This is a genomic window from Acetobacter conturbans (assembly GCF_011516755.1).
Lineage (GTDB): Bacteria > Pseudomonadota > Alphaproteobacteria > Acetobacterales > Acetobacteraceae > Acetobacter > Acetobacter conturbans.
The window spans coordinates 138,545-160,133 of sequence record NZ_WOSY01000007.1 but is presented as its reverse complement, the minus strand read 5'-3'; the positions used below and the strand labels follow the sequence as shown (position 1 = coordinate 160,133).

The window sequence follows — 21,589 nt, the reverse complement described above, 5'->3', positions numbered from 1 at the left end:
TCAATGGAGTTGAGAATGCTCAACAGGAACCGTTTTCTTGCCGCTCTTCTGCTGACGGCCGCGCCGGTCATGGCGCATCAGGCTCATGCGGCGGACATCACGGGTGCCGGGTCGAGCTTTGCCGCACCGATCTATCAGGCATGGGGCGATAGCGCGAAGTCGGCCGCTGGCGTTTCCCTGAACTATCAGAGCGTCGGTTCCAGTGCAGGACAGAACCTCGTCACGGCCCGGACTGTCGATTTCGGTGCTTCCGATGCGCCGATGGCGGCCGACAAGCTTGCTTCCGCTTCGCTCTATCAGTTCCCGACCGTGATCGGTGGCATCGTGCCCATCGTCAATATTCCGGGTGTCGCCTCCAACCAGCTCAAGCTGAGCGGTGCCGTTCTGGCGGAGATCTATCTGGGCAACATCACGTCCTGGAACGACCCGAAGATCGCAGCACTGAACCCGGGTCTCTCGCTGCCTGACGTCGCCATCGCGCCGGTGCATCGCGCTGACGGTTCCGGCACGACCTTCGTCTTCACCTCCTATCTCGCCAAGATGTCTTCCGGCTGGCAGAGCCAGGTCGGTGCGGCAACGTCCGTCCAGTGGGCCGGTGGCGCTGGCGCCCGTGGTAACGATGGCGTTGGTTCTTCCGTCCGCGCGACCGAAGGCGCCATCGGCTACGTCGAATATGCTTACGCCCGTCGTAACAGCATTCCGACTGTCCTGTTGCAGGACAAGGACGGCGAGTTCGTGACGCCGGATATCACCAGCTTTACCGCTGCCGCCGCGTCAGCCGACTGGGATCATGCATCGCATTTCGCAGTCGATCTGCTGAATGGCCCGGGCAAGAGCGTATGGCCGATCGTGTCGGCGACGTTCGTGCTGGTGCCGACCAACGCGAAAGATGCTGCCCGCGCCAATGCGGTCTACAAGTTCTTCGATTACTCTTTCCACACGGGTGATGCGGCTGCGAAAAAGCTCGATTATGTTCCGCTGCCGGAAAGCGTGAAGCAGAAAGTCGAAGCGGGTTATCCCGGCAAATAATGATGCGAACGTTTGGGGTCATCGTGTCATGACCCTGCGCGTCGCGTGATTCTTCATCGGAATATGTCTGCCTGAAGGCCGGAAAGCACCATGCTTTCCGGCTTTTTTGTTGTTCCAAGCCACCCATGGGGGGAATCCTCTCTGGGATGCTCCGCCCCGCAGTGTGTCAGCGCTATGGATCGCGCGACCTTTTTCTGGTCGCAGATCTGATCTCCCCGCACATGGCAAAGCCGATAATCATGATAGGGTCAGTCAGGAACTCAGGGGACGGAAGAACCATGACGCGTCGAGCCGGAAGCGCTGACCTGCCATTGCATGGTGGCCGTGTGCCGATGTGGCTCGCCGACCGGATGAGCCGTCTGGGCGCCGTCATCGTGCAGGCTGTGATTCACCATTACGGACGGGATGAATTCCTCCGCCGACTGGCGCATCCGTTCTGGTTCCAGTCTTTCGGTGCCGTCATGGGGATGGACTGGCATTCCTCCGGCATCACCACCAGCGTGATGGGTGCCCTCAAGCGCGGACTGGAGCCGCTTTCGGGTGAGCTTGGTCTGCATGTCTGTGGCGGACGCGGGCGACATTCCCGACGGACACCGGATGAGCTGACAGCCGTTGCGGATCTGACCGGTCTTGATGGTGTGGCGCTTGGCCGGGCCAGCCGCCTGGTGGCGAAGGTGGACAGCGCGGCGGTGCAGGACGGTTTCGACCTGTATCTTCATAGTTTTGTCGTGGCCGACGATGGGCGCTGGGTTGTCGTCCAGCAGGGCATGAACGGTGAAAGCCGTTATGCGCGGCGCTATCACTGGCTGTCCGAAGGTCTCGAGAGTTTTGTCACCGATCCGCACAGTGCCATCGACGGCAAGCCACGGGGCAATATCATCAATCTGGCCGATCGGCGCGCAGAAGGCTGTCGCAGCGCGCAACTTGACCTGCTGCGGGATCTGGGACCGGACAAGGTGGCGCGCGAAGTCGCCCGCCTGCGTGGCAGTGCAGAGCAACCGCAGGGTGTACTGCCTCATCTTGTGATGCCCGAACATCATGACGTGCGATCCGGGGACGTCATGATACGCCGTCTGCACGGCGCGCTGGCTGCTGCAGCCGAGAAGGGGCCGGAGGATTTTCAGGATCTGCTGCTTGTGCCGGGTGTCGGGGCGCGTACGGTGGAATCGCTGGCGATGGTGGCGGAGGTCGTTCACGGGACGCCATGTCGTTTTGCAGACCCGGCCCGTTTCTCAATGGCGCATGGGGGCAAGGACCGTCATCCGTTTCCGGTGCCGACGGCGGTCTATGACCAGACGATCGCCATGCTCAAGGGAGCCGTCGAGCAGGCCAGACTCGGCAATGATGAGCGGCTGGAGGCCATGCGGCGTCTTGATACGCAGGCGCGAGAGCTGGAACGACGGGTATCAGGGCCTTCTCTGGAAGAGCATGTCGTGGCGGAGCGCGCGGCCTCTCACAGTTATGGAGGACGGAGTGTTTTCGGCTGGGAACCGCCATCACAGGCACCCCGACCTGTGAAAAGAAAGGTGCAGGTCGCGGACGGTCAGGCTCCGGCTGCACGCAAACGTCGCCCCCCGCGTTTCGCCCTGACGCCGTAAACGACAGCATGGGGCAGGTGAGGCGCGTCACCGCGTGTCAGGTTTAATATTCCTTCATCATCTCGTTCCTACAATGAAGAATCGAGGAAGGCCTGTCCGAAACAGACCGCGTGACTTGCAAAAGTGACGGGGATTTCGTTTCGGTCGCCAGATCTGTTTCGCGAGGAGTGGATGAAGCTGATCGCAATTGTGGACGATCACGCCACAGACCGCACTGTTTTTGAACGTCTGGTTCGGGAAATCTCCCCGGATGCTCAAATCGCAGCATTTGCCTCGCTCGAAGATATCCAGTGCTATTGCACGGAAAGAGGTTATCCGGATCTGATGATTGTCGTCTGTGGGCGATCTGGCCGGAATGTCTGTTCTTTCCTGACTGCCTTGCGCGAGCACGAAGACGCGCAGGGGATGCCGGTCATTGTGGCCACGGCGTCGAAAACGCCAGCCTTCCGCCTGAAGATGTTGCAGGCAGGGGCCACGGAATGCTTCACATTGCCGGTTGAGGAGGCGGAGTTCCTCCCTCGGGCGCGGAACTGGCTAAGGCTGGGGGAAAGCCGCAGCCGCGCGCTGGTCCGCATAAAAGAACTCGAACAGAAAGAGGAAGCCAGCCATCGCGCACGGACGACCCTTTTTCGTGACAGTCATAAGCGGCTGCTGGAAGTCATTGATCTGGTTCCGGCGCTGATCGGCGCGACGGACAGAGAGGGACGGTATGTCTTCGCTAATCGCTGCATGGCCGAAGCCCTTGGGACGACCCCTGAGCAACTGACCCGTCGCGAGACGGCTTCCGATGAAGTGGCAAATCTGTTTCCGGATGGACAGTTCTGGAGAAGATACGAAAAGACCATCAGGGATGCGAAGGGCCGCGAGCGCGTGCTGCTGGTGGCGAAAACCCCCCTTTACAGCAGCGCCAGCGAGATGCCGCTCGCGCTTGTGACGGCCCTCGATATCACCGACCTGAAAGCAGCCCAGAAGACACTCCAGTTTCTGGCGTATCATGATCAGCTGACCGGCGCGCCGAACAGGCTGAAAGTGGAAGAACAGATCAGCAGGCTTCTGACCTGTCCTGAAGACCAGTGCGAGACCTTTGCTCTTTTCCTGCTGGATCTCGATCGCTTCAAGGCCATCAATGACACACTGGGTCATCGGATGGGCGATCGCCTGCTCAGGAGTGTTCTTTCCCGATTACGGGAGAATTTTCCAAAGGCTTATGTGATCGGTCGGCTGGGAGGAGACGAGTTTGCAATTGTTCATCCGCTTGATCCTCACAATTGTGAAGAAGAGGCTCGCCGCACAGCACGCCTGATTCTCGAATGTTTCGAAATGCCGTTCGGAATTGGCGGCACCGATGACAATCTTACGGACGATACGGTCGTGATCACGACTGTCAGTATCGGCATCGTCATCCAGGACAAGGGCGATGAAACCTTCGATGGCATACTTAAATGCGCTGACATGGCCATGTATAAGGCCAAGAGCGGCGGCGGGAATGGATATCGGCTGTATAATCCCGCGATGGAACGGGTGGAAGCCGTCGCCATGCAGATCGAGCAGGGGCTGCATCATGCCGTGTGCAATGACAGTCTGGTGCTGCATTATCAGCCACAGGTGGATCTGCGCTCAGGGCGTATAACCGGCGTTGAGGCGCTCCTGCGCTGGAAACAGCCGGATGGCAGCCTGCTTCCCCCCATGCAGTTTCTTCCCATCGCCGAGGAAACCGGGCAGATCGTTCCCATAACCAGTTGGGTTCTGGAGGAAGCTTGCACTCAGCTTGCCCGCTGGAACCACGCGGGTCTGGATATCAGGATGGCAGTGAACCTCTCGGGGGTTCTGTTTGCCCGCACGGATGTCCATACGATGGTCATGGCGGCCATCGAGCGGCATAAAGTGAATCCGGCCCAGCTGGAACTGGAGCTTACGGAATCCGTGCTCATCCGACGCGCAAAGCTTTTCAACAGGCAACTGGAAAAACTGCGCCAGCTGGGTGTTGCCGTGGCGGTGGATGACTTCGGGACAGGCTATGCCTCCCTGAGCTATCTCAGCCGCCTGGTGATCGACCGGATCAAATTCGACAAATCGTTTATCGACAGGCTTGAGCACAATCAGACGGATCAGACGATTGTCCGTTCCATGATCATGCTGTGTCGCAATCTGGGAATCCGCATCATTGCCGAGGGCATCGAGCGCCCCGAGCAGGCGCGCTGGCTGGCGCGCCATCGGTGCGAAGAGGGGCAGGGCTTCTATTTCGGGAAACCGATGGAGGCGGCGCAGATAGCAGGTCTGGTTCGCGCCTCCCTGCCGGGCTGGCAGAAAGACGGGAACAGTCCTGTTTCAGAAGAGAAAAAAACGCTACCGCCCGTAAGGAAAGCGCTTTCCCCTGAAGCAGAAGGTCGCTCTCAGAGCAGGGACAGAGGCCCGGCCCCGTCATCGGATTTGTGAAGCCGGGTGATGAGTAGCTGGTTGATGCGGAAACCTTCCACATCGACAACCTCGAACCGGAATCCGGCAGCATCCGTGTGATCGGCCTTGCGGGCCATGCGGCGGAGGCGGTGCATGATAAAGCCCGCGATCGTGTCGAAGGAACTGCTGTCCGGCAGATCGGGCACGCCGAGTTCGCGGATAACGTCCCCGATCGGTGCCGCACCGTCGATCAGCCATGAATTCTCATCACGACGCACGATGAGCTGCTCTTCGAACGGCGTTGCAAGGCCGTCCATCAGGGCGCCCATGATGTCCTTGAAGGTGATGAGCCCCACAACCAGGCCGTATTCACTGATGACAAGGGCGAAACCGGCACCATGCGCGTCGAACTGGGCAAGCGTGTCCCAGAGATTGAGTGTTTCGGGAACGGAGAGAACGTCCCGGCGCAGGCGGCTGAGCGGCAGCGAGCGCGTTTCGTCAGCGGAAGCGACGAAAATATCCTCGATCCGGACAGACCCGATGACGTGATCCAGGCCGCCATTGCAAAGAGGGTATCGGGAATAGGAATCGTGCCGGACTTTCGTGCGGACAGCTTCCGGAGTTTCCTGCACATCCAGATAGACGATCTCGTCACGGGGGGTCATGGCGGAACTGACAGAACGATCCTGCAAACCCAGCACGTTCTGGATCATTTGGTGCTCTTCTTCGAGCAGCACGCCAGAGGCAGTTCCGGCGGCAAGAATGGCGCGCAGATCTTCGGGGGTGACGGGTTCGACGGCGGAGGCGGCAGGGATTTTCAACGCCCGTAGCATCGCGTCCGAGATCTTGGAGAACACCCAGACGAACGGATACAGCAGATGCAGGGCCGTCGACGGGAACCAGCCGATGGCCAGTCCGATCCTGTCCGGCGCGTTCATGGCGATGCGTTTCGGCAACAGGTCCGCAAACACCACGAACATGGCGGTAATGAACACGAAAGCGGCCGTAGCGGCGAGACTGTCCGCCGACGTGTCGCTGAATCCCCATCTCCGGAAAATCTGTCCCAGTGGAGGGGTCAGCATGTCGGAACTGACGATACCGCCCAGAATGCCGACGGCGTTCAGCAGGATCTGCAGAACGGTCATTACCTGCCCGCTGTTGCGGCGCAGGGCGAGAAAGGCCGTGGCGCGCTCGTCACCCGCTTCGGCACGGGATCGCAGCCGCACGTCGCGCGCGGCGGCGAACGAGATTTCCGAGAGGGAGATAAGAATGTTGATGGCGATAAGCAGGACGACAGCAACGACGCCCATCAGAAGCAGCAGCACGGGGGACCAACCGGTTTTTCTTTTTGTGCCGTGCCTTGATAAAGCGCGGCCTCTGCGAAGGTATATACTCCCGACTGATCAATTTACCAGCATTGCGTGTCGCATAAAGACATTTTTCCGTCGGCTTTTATGCTTCCGTTCTATTGTCACTGTTGTCGGGGCGATATCGTATGTTTTTTAGACAGGGGGCCTTAGTATTAGTGGCCCCGATGGCCAGACTACGGATGAAGTCCGGCACAGTTTAAAAACAGGTAAATAAAAGCCGATATTTGAAGCGATTCTTCAGAGGCTGCCGGGTCAGAAAAGCCAATGCTGTTTCCAGCCCGTTTTTCAGCGTGGCCTCCCATTCAGCAGACTGCGCTTGCGGCCATACAGAAAATAGATCGCCAGTCCGATCAGCAGCCAGACCACAAGCCGCAGCCATGTCAGCCCGTCCAGAGACACCATGACGCTCAGGCAGGAGATAATGCCGAGCACCGGGATGGTCGCGCCACCGGGCAGGCGGAACTTCCGTTCCCGATCGGGTGCCTGATGACGGAGTACCATCACGCCAGCGCACACGATGACGAAGGCGAGCAGGGTGCCGATGGACGTCATGTGACCCAGTTCGGCAATCGGCAGGAAGGCGGCGAGCAGCCCGGTGACTGCCATGAAGAACAGGTTGGACAACCAGGGTGTGTGAAAGCGGGGATGTGTGTGGCTGAACATCGGCGGCAGCAGGCCGTCGCGTGACATGGCGAAGAACACCCGGCTTTGCCCCAGCAGCAGGACCAGAAGAACCGAGGTGAAACCGCAGATAACACCCAGTTTGACGGCGATCTGGAGCCACAGGATGTGCGTTCTGTCGATTGCTGTGGCAACGGGCGCGGGATCGTTCGCCATGTCGGTGTAATTCACGATCCCGGTCAGCACGAAGGAGAAGCAGACATAGGCGGTCGTGCAGATGAGGAGGCTGCCGATGATACCGATGGGCATGTCGCGTTTCGGGTTCTTCGTCTCCTGCGCGGCCGTCGAAAGGGCGTCAAATCCGATATAGGCAAAGAAAATGGTACCAGCCGCACGCATCACGCCCGAGAAGCCGAAATGGCCGAATGTCCCGGCATTGGGCGGAATGAAGGGATGATAGTTGGCAGTGTCGATCCAGGGGAGGCCAAACCCGATGAAGGCGGCGATCACGGCCAGCTTGATGACGACGATGGCCGCGTTGACCCGCGCCGATTCCGACGTGCCGCGGATCAGCAGCAAGGAAACGAGTATGATGATGCAGGCGGCGGGGAGGTTGGCGATGCCATGGACCGTGCCGCCACCGGCAAGGTGGATCGTCTCGAAAGGGGAAACGGTCAGACGCGCAGGCAGATGGATGCCCCAGCCCGCCAGCAACGACGTCACGTAACCGGACCAACTAACGGAGACGGTGGCGGCGCCGACTGCGTATTCCAGCACCAGATCCCAGCCGATGATCCATGCCATCAGTTCACCCATCGTGACATAGGCATAGGAGTAGGCGCTTCCTGCCACGGGGATCATGCTCGCAAGTTCGCTGTAACAAAGCCCGGCGAACCCGCAGGCAACGGCCGCAATGATGTAAGAAAGGGTGACGGCGGGCCCGGCGTTATCGCCGGCCGCGATCCCCGTAAGGGAGAAAAGCCCTGCGCCGATGATGGCGCCGATGCCAAGCGCGATAAGACTGACCGGGCCGAGAACGCGTTTCAGCCCGCTGTCCGTCGCGGTTTCATCAAGGGGTTTCCGGCGGAAAAGCGAAGAAGAGGGCCGGACCGGCTGGAGCATCGTGGTGATCATCCTTTCTCCCCCACAGCGGTTCATGCGCAGGGGTGTGGTTTTCCTTTTATGAAAAGGCTACAAGCGCGCCAACGGCAAGGCATGTTTCGGGTCAGTTATTTGTTACGAGACTGCCTGTTATGGTGAATGAGCTCGGAATCAAGGGAGTCCCTACGTGAGCGAGACGGATCTGCATCGTTTTTTCCAGTCCCCGCTGAGTGTTATTGATCCGGAGGTATTCTCTGCGATTGAGAGCGAGTTTGAGCGCCAGCGCGACGGGATTGAGCTGATTGCCTCGGAGAACATGGTGTCGGAGGCTGTTCTGCAGGCTCAGGGCAGTGTTCTGACGAACAAATACGCCGAGGGCTATCCGGGCCGTCGCTACTATGGCGGCTGCTCCGAGGTCGACAAGGTCGAAGTTCTCGCCATCGAGCGCGCGAAACAGATGTTCAGCGTAGGCTTTGCCAACGTGCAGCCGCATTCGGGCGCCAACGCCAATCAGGCCGCGTTCATGGCCGTCGTGACGCCGGGCGACACGGTGCTGGGCATGAGCCTCGCCGCCGGTGGTCACCTGACGCACGGTGCGGCTCCGAATTATTCCGGCAAGTGGTTCAACGCCGTGCAGTATGGCGTGCGCAAGCAGGACGGCTATCTCGATTATGACGAGATGGAAGCCCTCGCCCGCGAGCACAAGCCGAAGCTGATCGTCGCCGGAAGCTCGGCCTATCCGCGGATCATCGATTTTGCTCGTTTCCGCAAGATCGCTGACGAGGTCGGCGCTTTCCTGATGGTGGACATGGCGCACTTCGCCGGTCTGGTAGCGGCTGGCCTGTATCCGAGCCCGATCCCGCACGCCGATATCGTCACCACGACGACGCACAAGACTCTGCGCGGTCCGCGTGGCGGCCTGATCCTGACCAACAGCGAAGTGCTGGCGAAAAAGATCAACTCCGCCGTGTTCCCTGGTCTACAGGGTGGCCCGCTGATGCACGTGATCGCCGCCAAGGCCGTTGCGTTCGGCGAGGCGTTGCAGCCTGAGTTTGCCGAGTATCAGAAAGCTGTCGCGGCGAACGCGAAGGTGCTGGGCGAAGTGCTCGTCGAGCGCGGTTTCGACCTCGTGACGGGTGGCACGGATAGTCACCTTCTGCTGGTTGATCTGCGTCCGAAGAAGGTGACGGGCAAGATCGCCGAAAAGGCGTTGGAGCGTGCGGGTATCACGGCGAACAAGAACGCCGTGCCGTTCGATCCGGAGAAGCCTGCGATCACGTCCGGCATTCGTCTCGGCAGCCCGGCGGCGACGGCGCGTGGTTTCCGCGAGGCGGAGTTCCGTGCGGTCGGCGAGATGATCGACGAAGTGCTGACCGCGCTGGCTGCGTCCGGCGGTGAGGGCGATGCGGCTGTCGAGAACGCTGTCCACGAGCGCGTCAAGGCGCTCTGCACGCAGTTCCCTATCTATAAGCGGTAAAAACATTCACAGTTCTGGGCCAGTCGTTTGACTGGTCCAGACCGTGGAGTTCATTTCCGTAGCATTTCCCCATCACGTCATTGGTCCGCCTTCTGGACTGGTTATGACGGGTCACCGGAAATCAGTGTAAATTTTCAGAAAAATTTCTTCTGTACTATGAGGCAGAAAGAATTCGGCTGTATTTGAGATCTTCTCCGGCAAAGTTGGAGTTGAATAAAGCAGCTGAGCCCGTACCACTCCGACAATAAATGTGGCAGACGGTGAGAAGGCCATCAGGGTGGGGACGTGTCGCCATACTTTCCCGGATTTCTCAGGGATGGCGGTGAAACTGACCTTTAGAAATCACTACAGGCACAGAGAGATAAAGCCGCAGAGCGAGGAGCTTTACGGATAGTTGGGAAGCATGAAGCCGCTGGCGCTGCTTACCCCCCATGATTGGCATAAGGCTGTGGGCAGGACGCGCACGGTTACCTTGTTTGGGACGGCTGGAGAATATCATCCTTCAGGCAAGTGTCCGAATATTGCAGACCAACCGAAGTCTGCATGTTTGTTCCAGCAGAACAGATGCAGCCAGCGCGTCGGAAAAATTGCCTCGGGCGTATTTTCAATTCTGACCACGCTCATGTGAAGTGTTGGGAAGCGCTTTTTGTTTTACTTTGCGGTTTCCATGAAGAGGATTGTCAGACTATCTCGCATTGCGTGACGTCCTTGGAAAAGGGATCCCCACACTTTTGGTGGAGGGTTGGCCTGCTTTCCAAAACAGTAGCCCGTATTTGCCCAAACAATGCATGCGAGCATCCCGCATCCTGACGTTCCGGGACTCGGCCCGAGGCGAGACGCAACCACGAAGATGTTGAGGCCCGTATCAAGCCGTTTGGCAGCAGGATGACGCCTTCGGGTTGAAGGAAGCGAATGTCCCCGCGCCTGAACGAAAAGTAATATTCTTCGAAATACCAGCATATCCGCGAGGAAAAAGGTTGCATGCAGGTATTTAAAAAAGAATTTTATATCAGTCATTCCTCAAAAGTAGATATGTCAAAAGATGTCTGATGGCCTGCCGCTCGATGCGGCCGGACAAGCAGTCAGGCGCACTGTTGCTTCTTTGGCGCGGTGACGGATCCCTATTTTTCAAGGCAAGGCAGTTCGATGAATGCAATCGTCGTCACCGCTCTGCGGCGGCCTTACACTTTTGTCGTCCTTTCGATTCTTATCGTCATGTTCGGCTTTCTTTCCATCAAGAAGACGCCGACAGACGTTTTCCCCAATATCCGGATTCCTGCCATCGCGGTTGTCTGGTCCTACTCGGGGATGCTCCCGGACGAATTTTCCGGCCGCATCATGTACAATTTCGAGCAGGGGGTGACCTCCACCGTGGAGGGAATTGAGCATATGGAGGCCGATTCCTTCTACGGACGTGGAATCGTGAAAATCTATTTCCAGCCCGGCACAGATATCGGTGCGGCGGAAGCGGATGTGACGGCAATCTCCCAGACCGTGCTGCAGCAGCTTCCCGAACATATCGCGGCACCGATGATCATGCGGTTGGAAGCCTCTTCAGTGCCGGTCATCACGCTGAAACTGACCTCCGACACCATGACGCCATCGGATTTGTGGAAGCTCGCGTTCATTCGCGTGCGTTCTCTTCTGGTGACGGTCCCCGGAGCCGTGGTGCCGCAGCCTTATGGCGGCATGGACAGTTTCGTCATGATTTCGCTGAATCAGCAGCAGCTTCAGGCCCATCAGCTTTCCGCAATGGATGTGCAGAATGCGCTGGACCGTCAGAATGTCGTGCGACCGGCTGGTGATCAGAAAATCGGTGCCACGGACTGGATGGTGCAAACCAATGCGACTCCGAGAAGTCTTGATGACATCTCGGATATTCCGATCAAACGTGTCGGAAACGCCGTGGTCTACATTCACGATGTGGGACAAGTGTATCGCGGTGGCCATCCCCAGAGCAACAGCGTTCTGGTGAAGGGCAAACAGGCCGTCATCATGGTCGTCATGAAAAGCGGTGAAGCTTCCACACTCGATGTCGTCGATAACGTGAAGAAAATGATGCCGCGCCTTCAGGCGGTGCTGCCATCGAGCGTGCAGATCAGCGTTCTCAGCGATGCTTCCGGCTTCGTGAAGGATTCGATCAATGATGTGATGCGGGAAATGGCGACAGCCGCCGCTCTGACAGGTCTTGTGGTCCTGCTGTTTCTGGGATCATGGCGCTCGACAGTCATCATTGCCACCTCCATTCCGCTGGCCATTCTCTGCTCGATCATCGGGCTGGGATGGGTGGGGCAGACCATCAACGTCATGACTCTTGGCGGCCTTGCCCTTGCGGTCGGTATTCTTGTTGATGACGCCACGGTGATGATCGAAAACATCGATACGCATCTTGAAATGGGCAAGGATCTCGAATCCGCGATTATTGACGCCGCGAACCAGATCGTTATCCCGACCTTTGTCTCCACAACGTGTATCTGCATTGTGTGGCTGCCATTGTTCGAACTCGATGGTGTCGCTGGGTGGCTGTTCATGCCGATGGCAGAGGCGATCATCTTCGCGATGGTGGCGTCGTTCATCCTGTCGCGAACGCTTGTGCCGACAATGGCGAAGTTCCTGTTTGCTGGCCATGTTCACCCCGGTGCGCATGGTGAGGAACATGAAGCGCTGCCTCATGGCAATAACGCCTTTACCCGCTTTCAGAAAGGATTCGAGCGGAAATTCACCGCTTTCAGGACGGCTTATGGGTTGCTTCTGGAACGTCTGATTATCCGGCGAAACCTTTTTGTCAGCATCTTTCTTGGAGTGTCGGTTCTGTCTTGCGGACTGTACACTGTAGCTGGTCGCGATTTCTTTCCGGAGATCAAATCCGACCAGTTGCAGATGCACATGCGCACGCCTCTGGGTACGCGCATCGAGGTGGCAAGTCGTATCGCCACACTGGTCAGCGACCGCATAGGAGAACTTCTGCCCGAAAAAGTCGATGATGTTGTCAGCAACTGTGGTCTTCCGGAAGGTCCGCATAATCAGGCATTCATTCCGACGCCGACACTGGGCGCTCAGGATTGCGACCTGACGATTTCCCTGACGGACGCGGCATCACCAGTCTGGGATTATCGCGCCATCCTGCGCCGCGGTTTGTCGGCGAGTTTCCCCGGCACGGTGTTCACGTTCCAGCCTGCGGATCTGACGGCGAAGATCCTGAACTTTGGTTCTCCTTCACCTATCGACGTCAAGATCACGGGTCCTGATCTGCACGCTGGCTATAACTACGCCGTCGAACTCGCCAACCGTCTTCGGAAAGTTTTCGGCGCAGCCGATGTTTCCCTGCAACAGACTATGAGGACTCCGACGCTCTTCGTGGAGGGTGATCGCACGTTCGAGCAGGCAACGGGCATTGATGAGGGCGATCTTGCCGATAACCAGTTGATGACTCTCGCGGGCAGTTCGCAGGTCGATCCGCAATACTGGTTCGATCCGAAAATGGGCGTTACCTTCACGCTGAATACATATGTGTCACAGGATCAGCTGACTCATTACAACGATCTTCTGACCATCCCGGTGGACAAGGGCGATGGTGATCCATCGGGGAAATCCATGCAGCTTCTTGGTGCGATGAGCCGGATCAAGGCTGTCGGCACGCCGGGGGAAATCTCGCATTACAATTCGATGCCGGCGTTCGATATCTATGTGTCGGCGGAAGGCACGGATCTCGGTTCCGTTCTGAAAGGCGTGCAGCGAGAGGTTGCAGCTTCGCAAAAGGATGTTCCCCGTGGAGCGGCCGTGGATATCGAAGGGCAGGCCACGACAATGAGTTCCGCCTACAAGGAGCTCGTGGGCGGCCTGGTTGTCTCCATCGTTCTGATCTACCTGCTGATTGTGGTGAACTTTCAGTCCTGGCTTGATCCGTTCATCATCATCTCGGCACTTCCCGGTGCTCTGGCGGGGATTGCCTGGAGCCTCTTTCTGACGCGCACGCATTTGTCTGTGCCCGCGTTGACCGGGGCTATCATGTGCATGGGAACGGCAACGGCCAATTCCATCCTCGTGGTTTCGTATGCACGAGAGCGGCTGGAAGAGCATGGAGAACCTTTGAAGGCTGCACTGGAAGCAGGGTACGGACGTATCCGTCCGGTCCTCATGACTGCCAGTGCGATGATTGTCGGCATGATTCCCATGTCGATCAGCAATTCCCAGAATGCCCCTCTGGGTAAGGCGGTCATCGGTGGCCTGATCGTGGCAACAGTTTCGACCCTTCTTTTTGTCCCCTGTGTTTATGCAATTCTCTACAGCCGAAAATTTTCTCGTAAGGAGACCGTGTGATGGCGCGCTCAAGCCGTAAATATTTCGGCCCGCTTATCTGCGTGGGAGTGCTAGTTCTGGCATCGGGCTACGTCATCGTCGGGCGGCTTTATTCCGCCCACGAAGTTGCGAAGGTGACGGCTTACAACGCCATTCCCAATGTGGAGGTCGTCACGCCGGAACCGGGGGCGAAAACGGTGGCCCTGACGCTGCCGGGAACGATCGAGGCCTGGTATCAGGCCCCGATTTATCCGCAAGCATCCGGATATGTAAAGATGTGGTACAAGGATTTTGGTGCTGAAGTGAAAAGTGGGGATGTCCTTGCTGATATCAATGCGCCGGGTCTTGACGCCCAGTATGCGCAGGCCAAGGCTGACCTGCAGGCGCAGGAGGCAAAATACAACCTGACTGTCGTGAGCGCTGATCGCTGGCACGCCATGGCAAAATCGCAGGCTGTCTCAGGCCAGTCCGTATCGGTGGCGGATGCAAACCGTAAATCCGGCTATGCCGAGATGGAGGCCTCCCAACATAATCTTGATCGGTTCGAGGCTCTTGAAAAATTCAAGACGGTTGTGGCGCCTTTCGATGGCATCGTGACATCCCGTCTTATTAACGTGGGGGATTACGTCAGCGCCGGTGGTGGTGAACATTCCACGAATGGGGATGCGAACCAGATGTTCGTCGTCTCTGATATGCACAAGATGCGTCTGTTCGTTTCCGTGCCGGAAGTGTTTTCCTACATGCTGAAACCGGGTCTGACGGCCACGGTGTCGGTGCCGCAGTTTCCCGGGCGTACTTTCGAGGCGCAGTTCCTGACGATTGCGAAGGGGTATGACCCGAATACCCGCACGGCAGTAACGGAATTCACGATCGATAATTCAGACCACCTGCTTTGGCCGGGAACGTTTGCATCCGTCCATCTTGCGGCTCCGGCTGAAGGCGGTGTCTGGAAGATCCCGACATCCACACTGGTTTTTCAGGAATCCGGCATGCAGGTCGCAGTCGTGGGCAGCGATAACCACGTTCATTTTCACTCCATATCGGTGGGGAGGATGGCCGATACCCATACGGACGTGCTGTCCGGACTTCAGCCCGGTGACAGGATCATTCGCAATCCTCCGGCTGATCTTCTGGACGGACAGGAAGTCAGGATCGTGCAGCCAGCCAAGGGGTATGAGCGTACGGATGAGGAGATCGAAGGGTGAAGACATTCCCATACTTCTCGCCGGTTCTCCGGAAAGGATTTATTGGCGCTGCCTCTCTTGCATCTGCTCTGGCTCTGTCCGGATGCGACCTTGCCCCACAGTATCAGGCGCCGACGTTCATCGTGCCTGACAGCTGGACAGGACAGGCCCCGTTTGCAAAAGCCACGCCAGCCACATTGCAGATTCCCACTGACTGGTGGACGCTTCTGGATGATCCGGTCCTTGACGATCTGGAGCAGCGGGCGATTGCACAGAATGCCGACCTGCAGGCTGCTGCGGAGCGGTTTGTTCAGGCCCGTTCGTTGGTCATGAAAGCACGTGCCGATCTGCTGCCACATTTTGGTCTGGCATTCGGAGCAACCGACAACAAGCAGTCAGCGGATGCGCTTTTCCGGTATAAAGGAGCGACAACCCAGACGGATGAGTTTTATGGCGGCCTGGCGTCATGGGAGCCTGATCTGTGGTCGGAGATCAGGAATCAGGTGCGCATGCAGAAATTCGCCGCGCAGGAAAAAGCGGCTGATTTCGCAGGGGCCCGTCTGAGCCTTGAGGCCGATCTGGCGACCGATTATATCGCCTTGCGGGGATATGACGCGCAGGATGCGATTTATCGTCAGTCCATCGCGTATTATCACAAAGCCGTGGATATGACGCACACGCAGCTTGAAAATCAGGCCGCCCCTCGTCTCGATCTTGCCCGTGCGGAGAACCGGCTTTACGTGGCGCAGGCGGCGGAACTGGATGTCCGTGCGCAGCGGGAAGTCATTGAGCATGCCATCGCTATCCTGACGAATACCGCACCTGAAAGTTTTCATATCAGCCCAAGGGATATCTTCGCCTTTCGGCAGGTCTCCGTGCCCGTTGGCATTCCTTCCGAACTGCTTCAGCGCCGTCCGGATATTGCTGCGGCTGAACGTGTGATGGCTCAGGCCAATCGTTCCATCGGCGTGGCGCGTGCGGCGTTTTATCCGCATATTTCGCTGAATGCGAATGGCGGTTTTGACTCCAACGGGTTTGATCTGGCCAAGCTGGCGAACAGCATGTGGAGTTATGGCGCGACGGCGTCCATGCCGATTTTCGAAGGCGGACTCCGGCGTGCGGCGCTTCAGTATTCCTGGTCCGTCTATCGGGAGACGCGGGATACGTATCGTTCCAGCGTGCTTTCCGCCTTCCGAGAAGTGGAGGATGAGCAATCGCGGGTGCGTCTGCTGCGTCAGGAAGATGTGCAGCTCAAGGGCGCGGTTGATACGGCACTCGATATGCAGAACATGACGATGACGCTCTACAAGGGAGGACTCTCGAACTATCTGGATGCAATCGTCGCGCAGGAAGCCGCTCTCGACGCGCGTATCGCGGAAGTGCAGGTCGCCGTTCGGGCGGAACAGGCGACGGTCGGGCTGATTCGTTCTGTAGGCGGAGGCTGGAATGACAGGCTGCTTCCGACACCGGACGAGACCATGACGTTTGATGTGCTCCAGTATGGCAATCTGCATTTTCCGAAACCAGCCGGTGGGATTGCGCCTCAACCTCCCGAGCAGTTCGAGAATCTCGTGAAAGGCACTGCTGTGCAGACGTCAGCGCATTAAGAAAATCTTTGGGGGAAGGCCCTGATCGCATGCTGGCGGTCAGGGCAGGAAAAGACAGGCGATGACCCGCGATGCTCAGGTCGGCATCGACTGGACCCGAGCAAGACGGACTGCCGTATGATGCCGTGCGGTTCGGAAATTGGGCATGACCAGAAGGCAGTTATCGTAAGGCGTGCGGATTTCGTCATTACCATCAGTGGCGATCAGCGTGCCGCGTGTGGCGATGATGTCGCCCCCGTGAAAGGATTGTGTGAAGGTAAACAGCCCGGTCTGTGCCGTGACGCGATGGGTGACCTCCGCAATGATCTGCGGGGGATGAGGCTCAGTCGCTTTTCTGTCTTTTTCTGAAATAGCAAGAAAACTTGAGACGGTTTTCCTTGTCGTTTCCAGACAGGCGTAAGACCAGTGCTGACCGCCTTCCAGCAGACACGCGCATGCGGGACTGTCCGGCCGGGTGAAATGCGGCAGATCGATCAGGCGCGGTCCGGCGCTATGCCCGCTATCGGCGATAACCAGAGCCGGTGTGCCTGTCCTGACAGCCAGATCTATCCCCTTTTGTGAGGGTCCGGCCAGAATCAGGGGATCGGCTGGCCATAGCATCGAGTGCAGATCGAGAAGTCTATCGACGGTCTCGATATAGGGCAGAAGCTGCCGGACACGTCGCTCTTCGCTGGAAGGGCGGGACAGGTTGCCGTGAACGTTTCCCCACAGGCGATTCATGTCTTCGTCCATGAAGCGCGATCGGATCGGGTTAGTCGGGGAAAAACGCGAAAAAGCTTCAAGATTGAGAAAAATCAGTGAAAGTGTGCCTTGCCTTGGAGCGAAGCCAAGACGCAACAGATCGGCCAGTACGATGGCGCCTGCATATTCATTGCCATGCATCAGCGCCGTGATGGCGACATGCGGACCGGCGTGCGGGCTGCGGACCTGATGCACGCCGGGGATGCCGGTATTGCCTTCCTGCCAGCGTGACAGATCGGGAGGAGAAAGTTCGATGGAAAATGAAGGAAGTTTTGCCGTATTGGATGGCAATCGGTCGGAGATGCGGGGTTCGGGGGTGCTGCGGACCGGAAAATCCGTTTCAGGAAAACGATTTTTCCTCATCGAAGGCGCGCCATTATCAGGTGATGCCGGAATGTGTCGGGTCGGCATCCGGCGCGCAGACACGTCTGACCATGTTCCGGAGGAAGACGTCGCACTGCTCAATCTGGTTGCGTTCGATCCATTCGTCCGGCCGATGTGCCTGCGCTATGCTGCCGGGACCGCAGACCACGCTGGTCATGCCAGCCTGCTCATAGATACCCGCTTCGGTGCCGTAGGAAATGAAGCCCTCGGCATTGGCGCCGAGGCACTGGCGTACAGCCGTGAGAAGAGGGCTGCTCAGTGGCAGATCGAAAGGCGGCAGGTCGTTGATGATCTCGAATGACAGACCACATTCCGGATCGGCCTGTTTCATCCACTGATCGGTTTTCGCCATCGCCTGCTCCATCCGGGCAAGCAGTGCGTGCGCGTCGTCGCCCGGAACTGTGCGCCACTCGATTTCGGCTTCGGCAGTTTCGGGAATGATGTTGAGCGCCACGCCTCCGCTTGCAAGGCCGATCTGAACCGTGGAGTGGGGAGGATGGAAGCCATCGACCTGACGCCCATCGAATGCGAACTGGCGCGCCTCAGCAGCCACCCACGCCATGGCTTCGCCAAGCGCATGGAGAGCGTTCACCCCTGTTTCGGGATAGGCGGAATGTCCTGCCTTACCGCGTGCCCGGAGCCGCACCGACAGGCGACCCTTCTGTCCCACAACCGGCAGCATCAGGGTGGGTTCGCCGACGACGCACCATGCGGGCATGATGTTGTGTTCGTGCGCGTGCTGCATGGCGATCCGCGCACCGTCGCAGGTGATTTCTTCGTCATGAGTGAAAAGCAGGTGGACCGGGCGTTTCAGGTCCATGGCCGCGAGATCTGGCACGGCGGCCAGCATGCAGGCGACAAAGCCCTTCATGTCGGCGGCCCCGCGCGCGATCAGGCGTGTGCCGCTTTTCTGCAATCGGAAGGGATCTGAGGACCAGTTCTGTCCGTCGACCGGAACCGTATCGACGTGACCGGAGAAGGCCAGGCCGCCAGCGGTGCGCGGACCGATGATGGCATGCAGATTGGCCTTGGTGCCGTCGGGATTGTGGCTCAGCGACCATGGGACGCCGTGCGCGTCCATCCACTGACCGATCCAGTCGATGAGCGGGAGATCGGAGAGATTACTGGTCGTGTTGAAAGAGACGATGTGAGCGAGCATGGCGACACTGTCGGTCGAGCCGGGCAGTGGAGCGGTCGAAGAAAGTGGGGCGTCGTCCATGGAGAGAGTATTCACATCCTGTGCGCTCGCCGCAATCCCGAACAGCACGTGTGCGTTTACACATGTTTACTAGACGCCAGACTTCTTTTGCGGCACGGATATCTCTATCGTTCAAGTCTTTGAAAGATTTGGATAATTTTTTAGATATCCGCGGATTTTCTGGACTTGCCCCACCTGTCTGAGAAAGAGTTTAATCCTTTGCACAGCCTGTGGCGGCGTCTCCCGGCGGAGCAGCGTCGTCGGGGAGCGGCAGGACTGACAGCGTGGCTCGCCCCCAAAGCGACGCACCACCCCATGCCGGATGCCGAAGACGGACTGATCATTGCGGGCGAAATCGGGCGGGAATCCGGGCTGGGAGAAGGGGCGCGGATCATGCTGCGGGCGTGTGGCGCGCTGGGTATTCCCGCATCCGGGTTACAGGCCGGACTGCTGGAAGGCAGCGAACGACCGGGACGGACGCTTGAGGACAGCACGGCCCCGCTGATCCTCCATGTCAACGCGCCCACCCTTCCGGCTGTTCTGCTGCGGCTTGGAAAACGCTTTCTGCGACAGCGCCGGATCATCGGTTACTGGGCATGGGAACTGCCAGTCGTGCCGCCGATCTGGCGCGCTGCCGCCGCCTGCGTGCACGAAGTATGGACGCCCTCGGCATTTTCGGCCCGTGCTCTTGAAGACATTGCCGCTGGCCGCGTGCGTGTGGTGCCCCATGCGCTGGCTGCGGCTCCCGTCCGGCCCTCCCATCTCGACCGTGCCGCCTTCGGGCTGCCGGAGGATGCCGTGGTGGTGCTGGTTTCCTTCAGTCTGGCTTCCAGTTTCGAGCGGAAGAACCCGCTGGCGGCGATCCACGCTTTTCGCGCGGCATTCGGCAATCGCGCCGACCGTTTCCTGCTGCTGAAAATCTCGCATGGTGGCCATTACCCCGAGGACATGGGGCGTCTGCGGGAGGCGATCGCCGGCGTTTCTAATATCCGTATCGAGGAACGGCTTTTCCCCACGGCGGATTCCCATGCCCTGACGCGCTGCGCCGATATCGTGCTCTCGCTGCATCGCAGCGAGGGGTTTGGTCTGGTGCCAGCGGAGGCGATGCAACTTGGACGGACCGTCGTGGCGACGGACTGGTCGGCGACGGCGGAGTTTCTGGACGGGGAATGCGGCTTGCCGGTTCCGTATCGGCTGGTTCCGGCCAGAGATCCACGCGGTGTTTTCGAGGCCAAGGGGGCCGTCTGGGCGGAGGCCGACCTCGGGGGAGCCGTGCAGGCCCTGCAGCGTGCCGCCGGAGACGAGGCATTGCGTCGGCAACTGGGGGAAAAGGCTGCTGCCGTCGTCCGGGAGCGGTTTTCCGGTGAGGAACTCGTGGCCGCTCACTGGGCTCTGATGCGGCGTGGCCTGTCTCAGAGGAACGTCGCATGAAACGTATTCTTGTCTGGCAATGGGGCCGACGGGGAGGCGGGCCGCGCTTCGGGCTGAATATTGCCCGGGCCATTGCGCGGATGCCGGGCTGTCAGGTCCTGCTGTCTCTTTCCCGTCGCGCGGAAGTTCTGCAGGCTCCTGATTTCCCCGATCGGGAGGTGCCACTGTGGCCGGTTGAAACCTATGGCGGCTTTGGCGGCCTGATCGTGCGCCTGCTGAAAGCGCCAGTCGTCATTCCGGGACTGGTCCGCACACTGCGCGACTGGCGTCCCGATCTGGCGATCTGTGCGATGACCGGCCCGCTCGACCTGCTGATGGCTGTCGCGCTTTACTGGCGGCGGGTGCCGTTCGCGGTTGTCGTGCATGATGCGTTGCCGCATCCGGGCGACGGGTTTCCTTTCCAGCATATGTTGCAGAACATGCTGGTACGCCGTGCCGACGTGGTCGTGGCGCTGACCCAGCACGTTGCGCGGCAACTTGGCACGTTGCCGGGGGTGGACGCGCGCGAGATCGTCGTCGCTTCCCTTCCACCCTTCGATTACATCTCCCATAGGGAGCAGGCCGAGGCTCCCCGCTCTCCCGGTCCGCTGCGTTTGCTGATGTTCGGGCGACTGCTTGCCTACAAAGGCATTGATCTGCTGGTGGAAGCGCTGCGGGCGCTCCCGGAAACACTGGAGTTCGAACTGCGGATTGTCGGCCTTGGTCCCGAGACAACGGAACTGAAGCAACTGGCGGCCATGTCGCAGGTGACAGTGGAAAATCGCTGGGTTCCGGAAGAGCAGATCGCTGCCCTTGTGACATGGGCGGATGTGATGGTGCTCCCATATCGGGAGGCCAGCCAGAGCGGCGTTGGCGCGGTCGCTCTTGCTGCTGGCAGGCAGATTCTGGCAACGCGGGTCGGAGGACTGGCGGAGCAGTTCGCCGGAGAGCAGGGCGTGACATTGTGCGCGCCGGACGCAGCTGACCTCGCGCTCGCGCTGGAAGCACTCATCGCCCGAGGGCCTGATGCGCCCCTTAAGGCGATGGCCTCCCCGCAGCTTCAGTGGGAAATGATGGTGGCTACGCTCCTGGCGGATATCCAGGCGGTCCATAATCTCCGACCCGTGGCACGTGACACGGGGGCTGTCGTGTCCGCCTCCTGACGGGGATGTC

General features: G+C 59.0%; 14 protein-coding genes. 10 read left to right on the top strand and 4 right to left on the bottom strand.

The genetic code is table 11. From position 1 onward, the window contains the following. Positions 1-15 precede the first annotated feature (15 nt). The 3 genes from pstS to GOB81_RS09105 all read left to right on the top strand — a co-directional run bounded on the left by pstS (position 16) and on the right by GOB81_RS09105 (position 5,063). Positions 16-1,029 carry a phosphate ABC transporter substrate-binding protein PstS gene (gene pstS / locus GOB81_RS09115; protein WP_173570096.1) on the top strand — a complete coding sequence of 338 codons (1,014 nt, stop codon included), beginning with the start codon at positions 16-18 and terminating at the stop codon, positions 1,027-1,029. Positions 1,030-1,307: 278 nt separating this feature from the next. Further along, complete coding sequence (locus GOB81_RS09110; protein ID WP_173570095.1) at positions 1,308-2,627, top strand: DUF763 domain-containing protein; 1,320 nt, start codon at positions 1,308-1,310, stop codon at positions 2,625-2,627. A 171-nt stretch (positions 2,628-2,798) separates the two neighbouring features. Next, on the top strand, positions 2,799-5,063 hold the full coding sequence (locus tag GOB81_RS09105; RefSeq protein WP_173570094.1) for a GGDEF/EAL domain-containing response regulator: 2,265 nt from the start codon (positions 2,799-2,801) through the stop codon (positions 5,061-5,063). On the opposite strand, the gene GOB81_RS09100 is transcribed toward GOB81_RS09105, so the two are convergent. Next, positions 5,021-6,349, bottom strand: a complete 1,329-nt coding sequence (locus tag GOB81_RS09100) for a CNNM domain-containing protein (RefSeq protein WP_173570093.1) — start codon at positions 6,347-6,349, stop codon at positions 5,021-5,023. The two genes, GOB81_RS09105 and GOB81_RS09100, sit on opposite strands and share 43 nt — an antisense overlap. Positions 6,350-6,679: 330 nt before the next feature. After that, positions 6,680-8,137 (bottom strand): amino acid permease, encoded by a 1,458-nt coding sequence (locus GOB81_RS09095; RefSeq protein WP_173570174.1) that lies wholly within the window; start codon positions 8,135-8,137, stop codon positions 6,680-6,682. Positions 8,138-8,303: 166 nt separating this feature from the next. Between GOB81_RS09095 and glyA the strand changes: the two genes are divergently transcribed. The 5 genes from glyA (at position 8,304) to GOB81_RS09070 (ending at position 16,683) form a co-directional block, all read left to right on the top strand. Then, the gene (glyA, locus tag GOB81_RS09090; protein WP_173570092.1) at positions 8,304-9,593 is read left to right on the top strand and encodes a serine hydroxymethyltransferase; all 1,290 of its coding nucleotides are present in this window, start codon (positions 8,304-8,306) and stop codon (positions 9,591-9,593) included. A gap of 403 nt (positions 9,594-9,996) precedes the next feature. Next, positions 9,997-10,221 carry a hypothetical protein gene (locus GOB81_RS09085; RefSeq protein WP_173570091.1) on the top strand — a complete coding sequence of 75 codons (225 nt, stop codon included), beginning with the start codon at positions 9,997-9,999 and terminating at the stop codon, positions 10,219-10,221. Positions 10,222-10,739: 518 nt separating this feature from the next. After that, a complete protein-coding gene (locus GOB81_RS09080) occupies positions 10,740-13,913 on the top strand; it encodes an efflux RND transporter permease subunit (RefSeq protein WP_173570090.1) in 3,174 nt (1,057 codons plus the stop codon). Further along, positions 13,913-15,097: an efflux RND transporter periplasmic adaptor subunit gene (locus GOB81_RS09075; protein WP_173570089.1), complete on the top strand. Its 1,185-nt coding sequence runs from the start codon at positions 13,913-13,915 to the stop codon at positions 15,095-15,097. Before GOB81_RS09080 ends, GOB81_RS09075 begins: the two co-directional genes overlap by 1 nt. A gap of 41 nt (positions 15,098-15,138) precedes the next feature. Next, positions 15,139-16,683 (top strand): efflux transporter outer membrane subunit, encoded by a 1,545-nt coding sequence (locus GOB81_RS09070; protein ID WP_408736917.1) that lies wholly within the window; start codon positions 15,139-15,141, stop codon positions 16,681-16,683. A 75-nt stretch (positions 16,684-16,758) separates the two neighbouring features. Here the strand turns inward: GOB81_RS09070 and GOB81_RS09065 are convergent, their stop codons facing one another. Then, complete coding sequence (locus GOB81_RS09065; protein WP_194299859.1) at positions 16,759-17,787, bottom strand: M14 family metallopeptidase; 1,029 nt, start codon at positions 17,785-17,787, stop codon at positions 16,759-16,761. A gap of 16 nt (positions 17,788-17,803) precedes the next feature. Further along, positions 17,804-19,027: an acetylornithine deacetylase gene (gene argE / locus GOB81_RS09060; RefSeq protein WP_173570087.1), complete on the bottom strand. Its 1,224-nt coding sequence runs from the start codon at positions 19,025-19,027 to the stop codon at positions 17,804-17,806. Between the two features lie 165 nt (positions 19,028-19,192). On the opposite strand from argE, the gene GOB81_RS09055 reads away from it, so the two are divergent. Further along, entirely contained in the window at positions 19,193-20,437 is a 1,245-nt protein-coding gene (locus GOB81_RS09055; protein ID WP_242010156.1) for a glycosyltransferase family 4 protein, read from the top strand. Continuing rightward, entirely contained in the window at positions 20,434-21,579 is a 1,146-nt protein-coding gene (locus tag GOB81_RS09050; RefSeq protein ID WP_173570086.1) for a glycosyltransferase family 4 protein, read from the top strand. The genes GOB81_RS09055 and GOB81_RS09050 overlap by 4 nt, the downstream gene beginning before the upstream one ends. The last annotated feature ends 10 nt before the right edge of the window (positions 21,580-21,589 follow it).

Bases quoted from the DNA above. Each gene is read 5' to 3' on its own strand.
- pstS (WP_173570096.1), top strand. From the start codon at position 16: ATGCTCAACAGGAACCGTTTTCTTGCCGCTCTTCTGCTGACGGCCGCG.
- GOB81_RS09110 (WP_173570095.1), top strand. From the start codon at position 1,308: ATGACGCGTCGAGCCGGAAGCGCTGACCTGCCATTGCATGGTGGCCGT.
- GOB81_RS09105 (WP_173570094.1), top strand. From the start codon at position 2,799: ATGAAGCTGATCGCAATTGTGGACGATCACGCCACAGACCGCACTGTT.
- GOB81_RS09095 (WP_173570174.1), bottom strand. From the start codon at position 8,137: ATGCTCCAGCCGGTCCGGCCCTCTTCTTCGCTTTTCCGCCGGAAACCC.
- GOB81_RS09085 (WP_173570091.1), top strand. From the start codon at position 9,997: ATGAAGCCGCTGGCGCTGCTTACCCCCCATGATTGGCATAAGGCTGTG.
- GOB81_RS09080 (WP_173570090.1), top strand. From the start codon at position 10,740: ATGAATGCAATCGTCGTCACCGCTCTGCGGCGGCCTTACACTTTTGTC.
- GOB81_RS09075 (WP_173570089.1), top strand. From the start codon at position 13,913: ATGGCGCGCTCAAGCCGTAAATATTTCGGCCCGCTTATCTGCGTGGGA.
- GOB81_RS09065 (WP_194299859.1), bottom strand. From the start codon at position 17,787: ATGAGGAAAAATCGTTTTCCTGAAACGGATTTTCCGGTCCGCAGCACC.
- argE (WP_173570087.1), bottom strand. From the start codon at position 19,027: ATGGACGACGCCCCACTTTCTTCGACCGCTCCACTGCCCGGCTCGACC.
- GOB81_RS09050 (WP_173570086.1), top strand. From the start codon at position 20,434: ATGAAACGTATTCTTGTCTGGCAATGGGGCCGACGGGGAGGCGGGCCG.